Raw genomic sequence first — 16,239 nt, forward strand, 5'->3', positions numbered from 1 at the left:
GCCATGCGTCCCGATCGAGCCCCTGCCCGACCCTTTCTCCACAGGCTGGCGTCGCTGGCGGCCCTGGTCGGCCCCGTCATTTTCGGGGCGGTCGTCCCGGCACCCGCCGTCCAGGCATCCCCGGCCACGGAGATCCCGGGCTACAGCAGCCGTCACTGGTCATTGGCCGACGGCGCCCCGCCCGACATCCGCGCCATGGCCCGCACGCGCGACGGCTTCCTCTGGCTGGGCTCGGGCGACGGGCTCTATCGCTTCGACGGGCTGAAATTCCAGCGCCTCGATCCCGAGGACTTCGACAACTTCCGCGCCCGGCAGGTCACGGCCCTGGCCGCGGCGCCCGACGGCAGCCTGTGGGTGGGCTACGCCTTCGGCGGCATCGCCCGGCTGAAGGACGGCAAGCTGCGCGGCGCCAACCCGGAAAGGAAGCCGCGCGGACGCGTTACCGACATCGTCGCCGCGCCGGACGGCAGTGTCTGGGTCTCGGCGTGGAGCGGCTTCGGATCGCAGCTTCGCCACCTGGTGAAGGGTCGCTGGGACGTGATCGACGTGGACGGTCCGCTGGTGCGCATGTTCCGCCAGAACGACGGCACGATGTGGATCGCATCGAACCCCGAACTGCGCCGCCTGCCCCGCGACAGCCGCACTTTCGAGGTCGTGCCGGGCCTGATGAACCTTGGCCCCGCCTTCGGCCAGGACCGCGCCGGCACCATGTGGTTCTTTTCGAGCGACGGGCTCCAGAAGCTCGGCCCGCGCGGCTTCCTGCCCACCGGCATCGCGTTCGGCGAGCCGCTGGGCGGCGGCGACGGCATCCGCAACCTGCTGTTCGATGCCGACAATCTGCTGTGGGTCGCGGGCAATGCCGCCGGGCTGGCGACAGTGCCGGGCAGCGATCTGTCCATGAGCCGGGCGGAGACCTATCCCGTTCAGGTCTCCACGCTGCTGCGCGATTCCGAAGGCACCATCTGGGGCGGCGCGCCGGACGGTCTGCACCGCTTCGTGCGCTCCCCGGTCATACACTATTCCGCGATCAAGGGGGTCCGCACCGGCATCGCGACGGGGCCGGACGGCTCGCTCTATATCGGCGGCGACGAGGGCCTGTACCGGATCATCGACGGCAAGGCGGACCTGATCCTGCGTTCCAGCCTGCTGTCCGAAGTCTGCTCGGTGGCAGGGGTGGGCGCCTACGCCCTGACCTACAAGAACGAGTATCTCGTGCGCGGGTCGACCCTGACCCGGATCATCGGCCCGCTCGAACATGAGCGCCAGTTCGGCCAGGCCTGCGCCGCCGATCACCAGGGGCGTCTGTGGGAATCGGTATCGGCCTCCGGCATGTTCCGACTGGAAGGCCGGCGCTGGATCAAGGACGAAAGCCTACCGCCGGCCACCACCTTCGTCGTCACCGGCCCGAACACTTTCGTCATCAACCAGCCGCTGCGGTTGCTCGCCCGCGTGCAGGACGGCAAGACGACGCCCCTCTGGCCGGGAAGCGACGACGAAGGACACGACGGGGAGAAAGAAAAGACCGGCGTGGGATTCGTGCGGATGCTCAAGCAGATGGACGGCAGGACCTGGATCGGCGGCGAGGCGGGGCTGGCGCGCTATGACGGGCGCCGCGTCCAGCAACTGAGCGCGCGGACCTACCCCTGGCTTGCCGGGGTCATGGGGATCGTCCGGGTGGCGGGGCATTACTGGCTGATCTCCTCGGGCGGGATCATCCGCATCGCCGAACCGGACCTGGAGGCCGCTTTCGCGCGCCCGGGCAGGCCGATCCCGCTCGCCCGCTTCGGCCAGAACGGCGCGATCCGCGCCCGTACCGAACCCTATTCCGCCAACGATGCCGCCGTGGACGCGCAAGGGCGGCTGTGGTTCGTGACGAGCACCGGCGTGGTGCAGGTCGACCCCTCGCGCATCGCCGCCGGGCAGGCCGAGATGCCGGTCCACGTCACCGCGCTGGAAGTGGACGGCCGCGGCTATCCGCTCACCGGCACGCGCCTGCCGGCGGGAACGTCCCGCGTCAGCCTGTCCTACGTGGGACTGAGCCTGGCCGACGCGGAAGGCAACCGGTACCGCTACCGGCTGGACGGCGTCGACCAGGGCTGGGTCGATGCCGGAGGGCGCCGCCGCGTGGACTATGCGGGCCTTGGCCCGGGCACGTATCGCTTCCACGTCACCGCCGCCACCGGCGACGGTCCCTGGGCCCGGCGCGAGGCGGTGACGAGCTTCGTCATCGCGCCCTATTTCTGGCAGACCGGCTGGTTCCGGCTGGCCGTGTTCCTCAGTTTGGCACTGGGCATCTATGCGCTGTTCCGCTGGCGCATGCGGCTGGCCATGCAGGCCATGCGCGATCGCATCGAGGAACGCGTGACCGAACGCGAGCGCATCGCGCAGGACCTGCACGACACGCTGCTCCAGGGCTTCCAGGGCCTGATGCTGCGCTTCCAGACCGTGCTTCACCTGACCACGCCCGGCACCCCCGCGCATACCGCCATCGAGGACGCGCTGGAGCGGGCCGACGACGTGCTCCTGCACGGCCGCGAACGGGTGCGCGGCCTGCGCGAGGATGCCGAACCCAAGTGCATCGCCGAAACCCTGCGCGCCTGCGCCCAGCGGGTGGTGCGCGATGCCCTGCCCTGGGAAGTGCGGGTGGACGGTCCCGAGCAGCTCGTCGGCGCGCCGGTAGCGGAGGAAATCGAACTCGCCGTGGGCGAGGCGCTGGCCAATGCCGTCAAGCACGCGCAGGCGAGCCTGGTGCGCATCGAGATCCACCACGGCCGCGACCGCCTTTCCCTGCGCGTGGTGGACGATGGCATCGGCCTGCCGGAAGAGGTGCGCGCCGCAGGTGGGCGCGACGGGCACTTCGGCCTTACCGGCATGCGCGAGCGGCTGGAGCGGCTGGGCGGATCCTTCGCCATCGCCAGGGCCGCCGGCCAAGGCACTTCGATCCGGCTGACCCTGCCCGCGAAGATCGCCTATCGCTAGCCCCCGGCTGCCGATCCGATCTAGAGTTCGATCAAGCCGTTGCGCACGGCGATCGCCACGGCATGGGTGCGGTCCATCGCGCCCAGCCGCGCGAAGATCGCCTTCATGTAGCCCTTGACCGTCTCTTCGGAGAGCGACAGCCGCGCCGCGATCTGCTTGTTCGAATTGCCCGAGGCGGCCAGTTGCAGCACGTCGCTTTCGCGCGCGGTGAGGCGCTTGGCCTCGCGGTCCGCCGCGCCGAACACCTGCCGGTCGAAATGCGTGCCGCCGCGGTGGATCGACCGGATCGCGTCTAGCAGTTCGGTACGCAGGCTGTTCTTCAGCAGATAGCCCGAGGCCCCGGCCTTGATCGCCTGCGTGGCGCGGCCGTCGCCCGAATATGTGGTCAGCACGAGGATCCGCGCCTCCGGAAACTCGGCGAGGATCCGCGTCATCGCCTCCACCCCGTCGACATTCGGCATCTGCAGGTCGAGCAGCATGACGTCTGGCCGGTGCTCGCGGAAGAGGCGCACGGCAGCCTCTCCATCCTCGCCTGCAGCCACGAGTTCCAGGTCGGGCTGGGTCGAGAACACGGCGATGATCCCGTCGCGCAGCAGGGGGTGGTCGTCCACCACGGCGATGCGGATGGGGGTCTGAAAATCGCTGTTTTCCATGGCTTCCCTCTACGCTCTCCCGCCGCGTGATGGCAATTCCCCCCAAAAGAGGGGATTGCCCGTTGTGTTCACTTTGAACCATTTCTGCGCCGCCAGCAGGAGTAGTGCGATGATTCATGTGACAAGCGAAGCGATGCACGGTGGTGTGGAGGAAGCCACCACCCGGGGACGCGTCCTGATCGTCGATGCCGATAGCGAAGCCCGCTCGCACCTCCGCTCGCTGCTGCGCGAGGAAGGCTATGCCGTGGAGACGTTCGCCTGGGCCGGGGCGCTGCTCGATCAGCCACTGCCCGAGGCGCCCTGCTGCATCGTGGCGGACGTGCGCATGCCCTCGATCGACGGGCTCGAACTCATCGCCCGGCTGAAGAGCCGCTGCGAACCGATCCCGGTCGTCTTCGTCACCGACCATGCCGAAGTCCCGCTCTCCGTCCGCGCGATGAAGGCCGGCGCGGTGGACTTCCTGCCGCGCCCCTTCGACGAGGGCGACCTGCTGGGCGCCATCGACTATGCGCTGGAGATCGACACCGAGCGCCGCAGCGCGAACCGCACCCGGCACGCGCTGACGCAGCGCTTCGACCGGCTGACACCGCGCGAGCGCCAGGTCATGGAAGGCGTCGTCCGCGGCCTGATGAACAAGCAGATCGCCTGGGAACTCGAAATCAGCGAGATCACGGTAAAACTCCACCGCTCCAGCCTCATGCGCAAGATGGAACTGCGTTCGGTGGCTGACCTGGTGCGTGCCTCCTTCTCGCTGTCCGTGCATTGACCGGCCGCCCAGGCTGTCTCAGGCTTCCCCCGCCCGGCAGCGACAACGGAGAGATACGGTGAATCTACGGAAGATCGGCGCGGCCTTCGGCACGTCCATCGACGTCGCGGCCTGGGACGCGGTCGGTGCCGAAGTGGACCTCTCCTGCGCCGGGATGTTCGCCCGCGAGCCGGCAGGCAGCCTCACCGGAGGCCTGGCGCACCTCGACACGGCCCTTCAGGGAAAGCTCCTGCAGTTGAGACGCGAAGGGCATTTCCGCGGCAGGCTCGGCGAATGCCTGCTGATCGCGGCGCCCCCGCAGCCTCTTGCGGCGAAACGCCTCCTGCTCGTCGGCCTCGGCGAGCCGGAGGGATGGTCGAGCGCCTGCCTTGAGGAGGCCATGCGGGCAGCAGCGACATTCGCTCTGGCGCTCGGGGCAGACAGCGCCGCTTTCGCGCCCGGCATGCTCGACAGCGGCATCCCCGCGGCGGCCACCGCCGGCGCGCCGGGGCACATGGTGGACGGCCTCGTCTCGGCCTTGCGGTCGCACCGCCGGCTCCAGCAGCTCGGCCTGGCCGGGCCACCCGCCTTGCGCCGCTGGACTTTCGATGTCGGTGCGGCCCGGCTGGAGCAGGCCGCGCAGCAGTTCCAGGACAAACTCGCCGCGACTGCCGACACCGGGAGCTAGGCGCGCCTATCGAGCGACGAAGCCGCCGATCCCGGCGATCGCCAGATTGCCCGCGGGAAGCGCCGTTTCCGCGAAAGTGAGCCGCAAGTAACGCGCATCCACCGGTTTCGCGAAAGCGATGCGCTGGGTGGCCAGGGCATAGGCGATATTGCCGAACTCTCCGGCTGCGGCCCGCGTCCAGGTCTCGCCGTCGCGGCTGGTCTCGGCAACGAAGCCCTTGGGCGGAGCGGCATCGGCCATGACCTGCCGCGAAGGCGTCAGCGTGAAACCGGCCAGCGGACTGCGCGCGCCGAGATCGACAGTGACGCGCGCGGGCTTGCCGGCCTGGGGCGCGGGCTGTTTCCAGATCGTCGCCGCGTCATTGTCCAGCAGGCGCTCCGCGCCCGGCGCGCTGGCCGCGACGATCGACCATTTCGTGGAGTCGAGCACGGTAGGGTCGGTGGAGACGATCGGCGGCACGTCTACCGGCGCCGCGCTGGCGAACAGCGCAAATTCCGAGATGGCCGGGGCCGCACTGCCTTCCAGCACGACCAGCCGCACCCGGCGCGGCGCGATCGGTTGCGGCAGGCGGAGGATGCGCTGGGCACCGATGCATGCCTTCTCGGCAAGGCGCTGCCACTGGCCGTCGATCTCCGCCTCCACGGCGAAGCGGGTCACGCGGATGCCCAGCGGCAGATATTCGCGCAGCCGCACGACATCGAAGCGCGTTCCGGGCGCGAGGTCCAGCGTCAGTGTGGGCGTGAGCACGCCGTCGGGGGTGGACCAGAAAGTCTCGCGCTGCCCGTCCGTCGCGTTGGCGGGGACGAACCGGCCCCCGCGCGAGGCGCTGGCGTGAGCGATACTGGCCCGCGCAAGGTCCTTCGCGAAAGTCGCGCGGATCGCATCGCCGAACGACTTCAGGATCTTCACGTCCTGGTCGGCGATCCGGCCACGGCGGTCGGGCGGCAGGTTCAGGTTGAGGTTGGTGCCGCGCCCCACGGATTCGTCGTAGAGGCGGATCAGGCGCGCCGGGTCCTTGACCTTGGAATCCTCGTCGGCGTGATAGAACCAGCCGGGACGGATCGACACGTCGGTCTCGGCAGGCCACCAGATCTCGCCGCCGCGCAAGCCGGAATTGCCAGTCGCCTGCTCGTAAGGCACGTTGGGCATCGTCGGCCAGCAGGGATCGCCCGCCACGCCGTCCTCATTGCCGACCCAGCGGATATCCGCGCCGAGCGGATCGAAAGTGCAGGCATCGGGCTGAAGCTCGTGCACCAGCTTCACGATCGAGGGCCAGTTGTAATACTTCGGCGCATCGATCTTGCGCGCCTCGCGCGCGCCGCCGTAGTAGCCGTCACCGCCGTTGGCGCCGTCGAACCAGACTTCGAACAGCTTGCCGTAGCGGGTGCAGAGTTCGGTCAATTGCTGGCGGTAATAGTCGATATAGGCCGGGCGGCCGTATTCGGCGTGATTGCGGTCCCAGGGCGAGAGGTAGACGCCGAACAGCATATCCGCCTTGAGGCAGGCCTCGGACATTTCCGCGACGATATCGCCCTTGCCCTGCTTGTAGGGGCTGTTGCGGATCGAATGCTCGGTAAGCCGGGTCTGCCAGAGGCAGAACCCGTCGTGGTGCTTGGCGGTGAGGATGACCCCGCGCATGCCCGCCACTTTCGCCGCCGCGACGATCTGGTCGGGGTCGAAATCGGTGGGGTTGAACCACTTCGGGTCCTCGTCTCCGAAGCCCCATTCCTTGTCAGTGAAGGTGTTCATCGCGAAATGAACGAAGGCGTACATTTCGTGTTGGTGCCAGTTCCACTGCCGCGGCGAAGGGACGGCGCCGGAGGGCTGAGGCGCAGCGGGCTCGCGCGCGGCCTGCACAGCATCTGCGCCGAACGCGGCGGCCCCGACGGCGGAAGTGGCGAGGAAATGGCGGCGGGAGAAGTCCATCGTTCAGTCCCTTAATAACGACTGCCGCGCGTCAAAGCGGCGCGGAGAGCAGTTGCGGCCGGGTGTCGGCCAGCTTGACCAGGAGTTCGCCGAAGAGGCCGTTGGCCCAGGCGAACCAGTCGCGCGTGAATTTCGAGGGGTCGTTGCTGTCCACCGCCTCGTGGATGAAGCCGGTGCCCGCGTCGCTGTCGCGCAGCATGCGCAGCATGGCGCGGATCACCTGGTCGTCGCTGCTCGACAGCGCGCGCACGATCAGGCTCATCGGCCAGACTTGCCCGAGCCCGACATGCGGCCCGCCAATGCCCTCCACTTTCGATCCCCGGAAGAAATAAGGGTTGGCTTCGGACCAGCAGGCCTCCGCCGTGGCCTTCCAGAGCGGATCGCTGGCAGGCACGCATTCCAGGAAGGCGAGGCCCAGCAGCGAGGGGACATTGGCATCGTCCATGAACATCGCGTTGCCGAAGCCGTCGACCTCGTAGGCCCAGACCCGGCGGCCGTCCGGCAGCAGCATCGTGCCCCATTGCCGCAGCGCCGCCTCCACTTCGTTCGCCAGAGCACGGGCGTCCTTGGCGAGTGCCGTATCTCCCCGCGCCTGCTCGGCAACGCTGGCCATCTCGCGCAGCGATGTCACCGCGAAGAGGTTGGCCGGGATCAGGAACGGATAGGTGCAGGAATCGTCCGAAGGGCGGAAGCCGCAGTGGATCAGCCCGACCGCACGGCTCGGCGCGCCCCAGCCGTCGAGCTGCATGGTCTCGGTCGGCCGGTTGCTGATGCGCAGGAAGCGATAGGGACCGGGCGAGCCCTTGCGTTGCTGTTCGCGCAAGGTGCGCACACAGGCGCGCGAGGCTTCGGCCCAGGTCTCGTCGAAAGGCAACTTGTCCTGCGTCTGGCGCCAGTAACGAAAGCCCAGCCGCATCGCATAGCAGAGCGAGTCGATCTCCCATTTGCGCTCGGCGACGCCGGGCTTCATCTCGGTCTGGTCTTTCAGGGACCACGAGAGGTTCGTCTTCGCCGCGGGATCGCGCATGAAGGCATTGGCGTAAGGATCGATCAGGATCGAGCGCGACTGGCGGGAGATCAGGCCCCGGAACAGCGCGGTGAGCGCCGGGTCCTTGTTCACCAGATGGAGGTAGGGCAGCACTTGCGCCGTGCTGTCGCGCAGCCAGAGGCAGGGGATGTCGCCGGTGATGACGAAAGCATCCGGGCGGCCGTCCACCGTGTCCATGTAGACGGTGGTGTCGAGCGTGTTCGGATAGCAGCCCACGAACATCGCGCGCAGCTTGGGGTCGGCGATCTTGCGCGAGACGCGGTCGATCTCCGCTTCCACCGCGCGGCTGACGTAACGGCGATCCGCTAGGGCCGGACGGCCTCCGCCTTGCGGCATGGGGATGGTCGCCGCGCGGGCCGTGGCCGGAAGGGCCAGCGCGGCGGCGCCTGCCATCCCGGCAAGCGTGGTGCGGCGATCGAGGTTCGTCATGCTTGTCACTTCGGCAGCTCCTGAGCCTGTCCGGTTAAGGTGAACTGCACCCATGCACCCGCGCCGTCACCCGGCTGGCCGCCGCCGATCCACACTTTGTAATCGCCCGGAACGACCCGGCGCGTGCCCCGGCGGTCCACGACCGAAAGGCTGCGCGGATCGATGGTCAGCGAGACTTCCCGCGACTTGCCCGCCGCCAGCGACACCCGCGTGAAGGCCGCAAGCTGGCGCTGAAGCACACCCTGCGTCATGATCGGATGCGGTTCGATCACGGGCGGCACGACATAGGCCTGCACCACTTCCTCGCCCGCCATGCCGCCGAGGTTGCGCAAGGTGGCCGTGACCGTCACCGACTGACCCAGGGCGGGCGCGGAGACTTTGGCACCTTCGTAGCCGTAAGTCGTATAGCTCAACCCGTGGCCGAAGCCCCAGAGCGGCGTGCCGGTGAAGTAGCGATAAGTGCGTTCCTTCATCGAATAGTCGACGAATGCCGGCAGGTCGCTGGTGGACTTGTAGAAAGTCACCGGCAGGCGGCCCGAGGGGTTGTTGCGCCCGGCCAGCGTCTCGGCAATGGCAGTGCCGCCCGCCTCGCCCGGATACCAGGCCTCCATCACCGCATCGGCCATCGCAGGATCGATCGAAACCGCGCTGCCGCTCGTCAGCACGACTATCACCGGCTTGCCGGTGGCGTGGAGTGCGGCCAGCAGTTCGGCCTGCGGCTCGGGCAAGGCGATGTCGCTGCGGTCGCCGCCGACGAAGCCGGGCACTTGCACTTGCAGCGCCTCGCCTTCGAGATCGGGTGAGAGGCCCAGCACGGCGACGATGGCGTCGGCCTGCGCGGCCGCCTTCACCGCCTCCGCGCGCTGGATATCGGCGGGCGGCAGCCACATCAGGCGCAGGCCCTCGTCTTCGCCGTAGTGGTCGAGTTCGAGACTGATCGGTTGCGGCGTGCCGTCCGAAACGACGTCGAATTCGACCCGCTGCTTGCCGAGAACCCCGGCGTGGAGTGCCTTGCCGCCCAAGGTCAGGCGCACGTCGTCGTGACGCGTGCAGTCCTTCCAGCAGGCCGGAATGTCGAGCGCGACGCGATACGTGCCCGGCCCCGGCGGAACCAGCGCGCCGGTCCAGCGCACCTTGAAGCCCTTGGCATCCAGCCCCTTGGGCGCGGTGCGGGTGAGGTTGAAGTCCACCCGGCGATCTTGCCGCGCCAGCACGCGCTTGCCGGACATGTCGAAATATTCGGCCTTGAGCCCCGGCTTGCCGTCCGCGACAAGCGCGGTTTCCGGCACGACCACCGGCGCGCCCTCGGCCAGTACCGAGCCTTGCGCATAAGCGACATTGGCCGCGCCGAACTGGCGGCGGATGCCTTCCAGCGGGGTCACGGCATCGGCGGCGGTGCCGTGGTAATTGGCCTCGATCACCGCGAGATCGTCGGCATTGGTGCCGATCACCGCGAGGCGGGTGCCGGCCTTCAGCGGCAGTCGGCCGTTCTCGTTCTGGAGCAGCACCACCGACTTGCGCGCAGCCTCCAGCGCGAGGGCGCGGTGGGCGGGCGTGCCGACCTGGGAAGGCTTGATCTTCGCCCACGGATTGCTCGCGCCGAAAGCGATACCAAGCTTGTAGCGGGCCTCCAGCGAGCGGGCGAGTGCGCGGTCCACTTCGGGCTCGCTGAGCAGCCCGCGCGCCACGGACTGGGTGAGCGCGGCATACGTCGTGCCGCAGTCGAAGTCGGTGCCTGCCTTGATCGCGGCTGCCGAAGCCTCGGCGGCGTCATAGCGGTAATTGTGGAACATCCAGATGTTCGCCACGGCATCGCAGTCCGATACGACAAAGCCCTTGAAGCCCCAGTCGCGGCGCAAGGTGCCGTTGAGCAGCGCTTCGTCGGCGCAGACGGGCACGCCGTGCGTCGAGTTGTAGGCGCACATCAGCGAAAGCGGCTTGGCCTCGGTCACCGCCTTGCGGAAGGCGGGGAGATAAGTCGCCTCGCGGTCCTGCGGGCTGACGTCCACGTCGAAACTGTCGCGCCCGGCCTCGGGGCCGGAGTGGACGGCGAGGTGCTTGGGCGTCGCGATCACGCGGGGGTGGAGCGGGTCCGGCCCTTGCAAGCCCCTGATGAAGCCCACTGCCAGCGAGCCGGTGAGGAACGGGTCCTCGCCGTAGGTCTCCTGCCCCCGGCCCCAGCGCGGGTCGCGGAAGATGTTGATGTTGGGCGACCAGATGGTCAGGCCCTCGTAGATGCGCCGGTCGGCATTCACGGGTTTCGCATTGAATTTCGCCCGCGCCTCGGTGGAGACCACCGTGCCCACTTGCTCCATCAGCGCCGGATCGAAAGTGGCGGCGAGGCCGACCGCCTGCGGGAACACCGTGGCGACGCCGTTGCGGGCGAGGCCGTGGAGGCCCTCGTTCCACCAGTCGTAGGCGGGCAGGCCCATGGCCTTGGCGGCGGGGGCGGTGCTCTGGAGCTGGTCCGCCTTTTCGGCCAAATCGGCCTTGGCGATGGCGGCAAGCACGGCCTGATCCGCCTCGGCCTCCTGCGCCGCGACCGGAGGCGCGGCCAGTGCCATGGCGAGCGTGATCGGGAACAGGGCCTTCATCACTTTTCTCCCGCCAGAGTACGCAGCACCAGCGCCTTGCGCAGAGCTGCCGCATCGGCCTTCGAGCTGATCTCGATCCGCAGGCTTTCGCCCGGCAGCAGATCGAAGCCATTGTCCGAGGCCCTCGCATCCACCGCGCCGAAATCGAGCATGACCGCGCGGGCCAGCGCCTTGGCGGTGATGGTCACCGCCTTGCCGTCCCAGGTGGCGGAAAGGCCGGGCGCGGGATAGGCCATGGCCTTGGGCAAGGCGCGCTCGACAATCTGGCGCGAGACGGTCTTGCCGCCCACCACCAGTTCCGCCACCGCATAGCTTGCCTCTGCCGGAGCGCTCGCGAAGACTTGCGCGTCCGACACATCGGGAACGGCAGTGGCGGTCGTGGGAGCCAGCGTCACCGCCCCGCCCGCTTCGCCCAGCTTCGCGCCGTCCATGGCATAGCCGGTCAACCGCCACTCGGCCGCGACCGGGCTGGTCGCGTCCGACGCGAAGCTGACCTTGGTGGCGCCCTGCTTGTGCTCGGCCACCACCACCTGCGGCGCGAAGAACCGCCGCGCGGCATAGTGCAGCAGCTTCCAGCGACCGTCATAGTCCACGCTCGCCCAGGAGATCGAAGGCCAGACGTCGTTGAGCTGCCAGTAGAGCGAACCCAGCGTCACCGGCGCGCAGGCACGGTGATGACGCGCGGCCAGATCGATGGCCTGCGCCTGGTTCACTTGCGTCAGGTAGACGAAGTCCGCCAAGTCCTTGGCGGGACGCAGCCGGGCGTCGAGGTAGAACCTGAGGCGCTCGTTGCCCTCGCCCGCGAGGAACTTCTGGTGCGCCTTCATCACCGGACTGTCCGGCGCCTCAGCCGCATCGCCCGCAAAACCGCGGATCGTCGCCATGACCGGCATCGCCTGGAAGCCATATTCCGACATGAAGCGCGGGCAGGAGAGCGTATAGTTCTCGACCGGCTTGGAGCCCGACCAGACATCCCAGAAATGGCGGTCGCCTGCGGCATCGGTATCGACCGGACCTTCGTAATCGGTCGAAGGCGAACCCGGCCAATAGGGCGTCGTCGGCGCGTGATCGCTCACGGCGCCGCGCAGCACGCGGTCGAACAGCACGGTCATGGAAGTCGCCATGCGCTCATGCTCGTCGGCGCCGACGGCCTTCTTCCAGGCCTTGCGGTCGCTCCAGGTCTCCCAGCCGGACAGCACTTCGTTGCCGCCCGCCCAGATGACGATGGAGGGGTGCGATCCCAGCCGCTCGACCTGCTGATCGGCCTCGATCCGCACGTTCTCGCGGTAGGCCGAATCGGCGGGCGGCAGCGCGCCGCCGAACATGAAGTCCTGCCAGACCATCAGGCCCATGCGGTCCGCCATGTCGTAGAAGCTGTCCGGCAGATAGTAGCCGCCGCCCCAGACGCGGATCATGTTCATGTTCGCCGCGAGGGAATCCTCCAGCAAGCCGCGCATCTTCGCGTCGGTGACGCGCGAGGGGAACATGTCGAAGGGAATGAGGTTCGCGCCCTTGGCGAAAACGGTCACGCCGTTGACGCGGAACCCGAAAGCGCCGTCTCCGCGCACGAGTTCGACATCGCGCAGGCCCAGGTTGCGGGCCGCCTTCGATCCGGCGCCCGCGCCCGAGGCGATCTCGCCCGAGACCTTGTAGAGCGGCTGCGCGCCGTAGCCGACCGGCCACCAGCGCTTCGGCGCGGCAATGGTCAGCGGCACGGTGACGACACTTTCGCCCGCATCGAACGAAGCCTCGCGTGAGACCGGAGCGAGCGCCTGCCCGTCCGGCCCGGTCATGCGTGCGGTGAACTGCGCCCTGCCCGGCTTGTCCGCCACGACGCGGAACTTCGCGACCAGCCGCGCCTCGTCCTTGCCGAGCGCCTCCTGCACCACTTCGAAAGCGCCGAGCCGCGCCTCGTCCCAGGCTTCCAGGCGCACCGGCCCGGAAATGCCCTGGTTCACGATGCGCGGGCCCCAGTCCCATCCGTAATGGTACTTGGGCTTGCGGATATAGGCGGAGGTCTGCTTGCCCTTGGGCTCGTCCCCGAAGGCGGAATCGTATTCACCCGGCAGCGGATGGGCCTCGGCCAGCACCATCGGCTGCAAGGTGCGGATCGGCGAGGCGAAGCGCACGAGAATCTCGTTGCGTCCCTGCTTCAGGAAGGGCTTGGCCGCGACGCGCCACTGCCGGTGGCCATTATCGGCCTTGAGCACCTGCCGGCCGTTGATGAACACGGTCGCGAACGTGTCCAGCCCGTCGAACACGAGGTCCAGATGCCCGCGGCTCATCGAAGCCGCGCTGACGTCGAGCGTGCGGCGCAGTTCCCAGTCGGTCAGGCCCGCCCACTGGATCGCCGCCTCGTTGGTGCCAAGGAAGGGATCGGGCACCTGCCGCGCGGCGATCAGGTCCTGCTGGACCGTGCCGGGCACTTGCGCCCGAAACCAGCGCGCCGCCTTGGGATGCGCCTTGACGGCAGCGCTGTCGCTCGGCGCGACGCGGACCTGCCAGCCCTCGTCCAGCGCAGTCTGGCTGGGAGGAGCGGCCAACACGGCCGCAGAAGCGCCGGCCAGCCAGATGGCCAGCGCACCCTTTGCGAATGCTCTTCCCATGCTCACTTCACCTTCTCGCCATAGACGACCTTTTCCACCGCGTAGAACGGATCGGAAAGCGGCGAGGTGAACTGGAAGCATACATCGGCCTCGTCCTTGAGTTCCGGCCGGTCCGGCAGGTTCGCGGTGAAAGTGAACTGCTGCGGCGACGTCTCGGGATCGGGCAGCGGGAACGCGGCGAGGACGGTTGCTCCGGGCATCGGCGCATGCTCCTTCTGCTTGCGATCGGCATTCTTCTCCGCCGCGCGGCAGCCCGCGCTGATGACGAGTTCGCCGTGCGTCGTCACCGCGATGTGCCCGATCAGCGCCGAAGCATCATGCGCCAGGCCGTAGTTGCGCGGCAGGCGCGCGACCGAGACGGTGATCGACTTCGCATGGGCGAGCGGCGCGTGATCGTCCGCCTGGCAGGTGTCGAAGATGTTGACGTTATAGGCCGGGCCATTGCTCGTGGCATCGGCCGAGAGCGGCACGCGCAGGCCCTGTGCGCCGCGCGGGCAGGCCGCGAGCGCGGAGGCGGTGGAAGTCAGCAGCGTCTCGCGCGCGGTATCGTAGCGGCGCGGCGCGGAAAGCCGGGTGCCGTCCGGCGCGAAGCTGGCGGCGGTGACGACCGTGCCCGGCTTCACGGCAAGCGGCCTGGCATAGGCGGGAGACTTCGCCCCCGGTTCCTTGCCGTCCAGCGTGTAGCGGATCGTGCCGTAAGCGGCCTGGTTGGCCAGCGACATGCCGATACGCGTCGCCTCAAGTTGGGCGCCGCGCCCCTGGGTGGGGGTGAAGGCAACACCGAAGGCGCTGTCGGACACTTCGAAGCCGCCCTGCTTCCAGCGCTGGATCTGCGGCGTTAGGCGCGCGAGGAAGCCCGGATAGTCCTTCTCTCCCGTGACTTGCGGCGACCATGCGGTCTCGGCAATCGCGCCCACGCGCGGGAACAGCTTGTGCTGCAGCTGCCAGGGCGTGACGATATATTCGCTCCAGGCATTGCCCTGCACGCCCAGGACATGCTTCGCCTTGGCGGCATCGATGCCCTTGGGCATCGGATCGTAGCGATAGACCGCTTCCATCGTCTGGATCGAGATGCGCCCCGGCGCCTCGTCCGGCAGGGTCGATTCCAGATTGTCGAGATAGAGGTTGGGCGCGGGCGAGAGCACCACGTCGTGCCCGGCATTGGCCGCATCCACCGCGCCCTGCTCGCCGCGCCAGCTCATCACCGAGGCGGAGGCAGGCAGGCCGCCTTCCAGGATCTCGTCCCAGCCGATCAGGCGGCGGCCATGCTGCGCGAGATATTCGCCGAACCGGTCGATCATCCAGCTCTGCATCTCGTTCTCGGTCTTGATGCCCAATTTGCGCATCTGCGACTGGACTTCGGGCGAACGCTCCCACTGGTCCTTCACCGCCTCATCGCCGCCGATGTGGATGAACTGCGAGGGGAAGACGGCCATCAGCTCGTCCAGCACGTTGCGCACGAACGTCATGCCCGCATCGTTCGGATTGAACAGCCAGGGATTGACGCCCCAGTCGTGCGACACGGCCGGACGGTCGCCCAGCACGCCGAATTCGGGATAAGAGGCGACCAGCGCCTGGGCGTGGCCCGGCAGGTCGATCTCCGGGACCACGGTGATGCCGCGCTCTGCGGCATAGGCGACCAGCGCCTTGAGCTGCTCCTGCGTATAGAAGCCGCCGTGCTTCGGGCCGGGCCCGCCGCCGGTATCGGGCGGCAGGCGCCATGCGCCGATGCGGGTGAGTTCGGGATAGCGCTTCACTTCGAAGCGCCAGCCCTGGTCGTCGGTGAGGTGGAAGTGCAACGTGTTGAGCTTCACCTCGACCATGCGGTCGACGATGGCATAGACGGATTCGATGGGCTGGAAGTGGCGCGAGGGATCGACCATCACCCCGCGCCAGGAAAAGCGGGGCGAATCCTGGATGGTCAGCACGGGAACCGCTACGGCCTTGCCGTCCGCGCCCGCGTGGGGGGTCAAGAGTTGCAGCAGCGTCATCGCGCCGTAGACGAAGCCGGACTTGGCCGATGCCGAAATGACCGCGCCCTTCGGCGTGATCCGCAGCCGATAGGCCTCGGCGCCGGCGATCCCCGCATCGCGCTCGAAACGGACGGGCGCGGCCGGCGAAGCGGACTCCGCCGCGGCGAGCACGAGGCCGCTGGCGCGCTTCACATGATCTGCCAGGAGCTTTGCGGCCGCAGCCGCGTCGGCATCACCGGAGGGGATGGCGATCGCCGATCCCGATGCGACCAGCAAGGTCCCCTGCCCCTGCTCGACCGATGCGGGCCAGGGCGTGAGCGCCGGTGCGGAAGGAGATGCAGCGGAGCCAGGTGCCGCGAGGGCCGGAGTCGCCAGAGAGAAAGCCGCCAGGGAGAATGCCGCCGCCAGGATCGAGGCACCTGCCGCGCTGCTGCCGCGCACGCGCCGATAACCCCTTGCCGTCATGCCCATACCTGCCCCTCATTTTCTTGTGACCAGAGCAGGCAAGGTAACCAAAATATATCCTTTATCGCAATAGGTCTTATCCCATTCCTGCGAATTGACCTTGAACTGCGACAATTTACTGCGATTGTCACCC

Annotated in this window: 9 protein-coding genes; 3 read left to right on the forward strand and 6 right to left on the reverse strand. The window is 68.3% G+C overall.

What is annotated here, in order from left to right; genetic code table 11:
• Nucleotides 1–3 precede the first annotated feature (3 nt).
• Nucleotides 4–2,979, forward strand: coding sequence for a sensor histidine kinase (locus tag ACZ1J6_RS07220; protein ID WP_465127214.1), 2,976 nt, complete (start codon nt 4–6; stop codon nt 2,977–2,979).
• 20 nt (nt 2,980–2,999) lie between these two features.
• Here the strand turns inward: ACZ1J6_RS07220 and ACZ1J6_RS07225 are convergent, their stop codons facing one another.
• Nucleotides 3,000–3,632: a response regulator transcription factor gene (locus ACZ1J6_RS07225; RefSeq protein WP_465127215.1), complete on the reverse strand. Its 633-nt coding sequence runs from the start codon at nt 3,630–3,632 to the stop codon at nt 3,000–3,002.
• Nucleotides 3,633–3,741: 109 nt separating this feature from the next.
• Here ACZ1J6_RS07225 and ACZ1J6_RS07230 point away from each other — a divergent pair, with 109 nt between their 5' ends.
• The gene (locus tag ACZ1J6_RS07230) at nt 3,742–4,398 is read left to right on the forward strand and encodes a response regulator transcription factor (RefSeq protein WP_431568205.1); all 657 of its coding nucleotides are present in this window, start codon (nt 3,742–3,744) and stop codon (nt 4,396–4,398) included.
• 58 nt (nt 4,399–4,456) lie between these two features.
• Nucleotides 4,457–5,065, forward strand: a complete 609-nt coding sequence (locus tag ACZ1J6_RS07235) for a M17 family peptidase N-terminal domain-containing protein (protein ID WP_431568206.1) — start codon at nt 4,457–4,459, stop codon at nt 5,063–5,065.
• 6 nt (nt 5,066–5,071) lie between these two features.
• Here the strand turns inward: ACZ1J6_RS07235 and ACZ1J6_RS07240 are convergent, their stop codons facing one another.
• From ACZ1J6_RS07240 to ACZ1J6_RS07260, 5 genes are read right to left on the reverse strand one after another with little or no spacing between them, the layout of a single operon-like run.
• Nucleotides 5,072–6,991, reverse strand: coding sequence for an alpha-L-fucosidase (locus ACZ1J6_RS07240; protein ID WP_465127216.1), 1,920 nt, complete (start codon nt 6,989–6,991; stop codon nt 5,072–5,074).
• A 31-nt stretch (nt 6,992–7,022) separates the two neighbouring features.
• On the reverse strand, nt 7,023–8,468 hold the full coding sequence (locus ACZ1J6_RS07245) for a glycoside hydrolase family 125 protein (protein ID WP_465127440.1): 1,446 nt from the start codon (nt 8,466–8,468) through the stop codon (nt 7,023–7,025).
• 5 nt (nt 8,469–8,473) lie between these two features.
• Nucleotides 8,474–11,062: a glycoside hydrolase family 3 C-terminal domain-containing protein gene (locus ACZ1J6_RS07250; RefSeq protein WP_465127217.1), complete on the reverse strand. Its 2,589-nt coding sequence runs from the start codon at nt 11,060–11,062 to the stop codon at nt 8,474–8,476.
• On the reverse strand, nt 11,062–13,668 hold the full coding sequence (locus ACZ1J6_RS07255; protein ID WP_465127218.1) for a beta-mannosidase: 2,607 nt from the start codon (nt 13,666–13,668) through the stop codon (nt 11,062–11,064). Before ACZ1J6_RS07255 ends, ACZ1J6_RS07250 begins: the two co-directional genes overlap by 1 nt.
• Before the next feature lie 2 nt (nt 13,669–13,670).
• Nucleotides 13,671–16,106 carry a beta-N-acetylhexosaminidase gene (locus ACZ1J6_RS07260; protein ID WP_431568210.1) on the reverse strand — a complete coding sequence of 812 codons (2,436 nt, stop codon included), beginning with the start codon at nt 16,104–16,106 and terminating at the stop codon, nt 13,671–13,673.
• Nucleotides 16,107–16,239: the final 133 nt, after the last annotated feature.

Source organism: Novosphingobium sp. BL-S-21 (genome assembly GCF_055521655.1).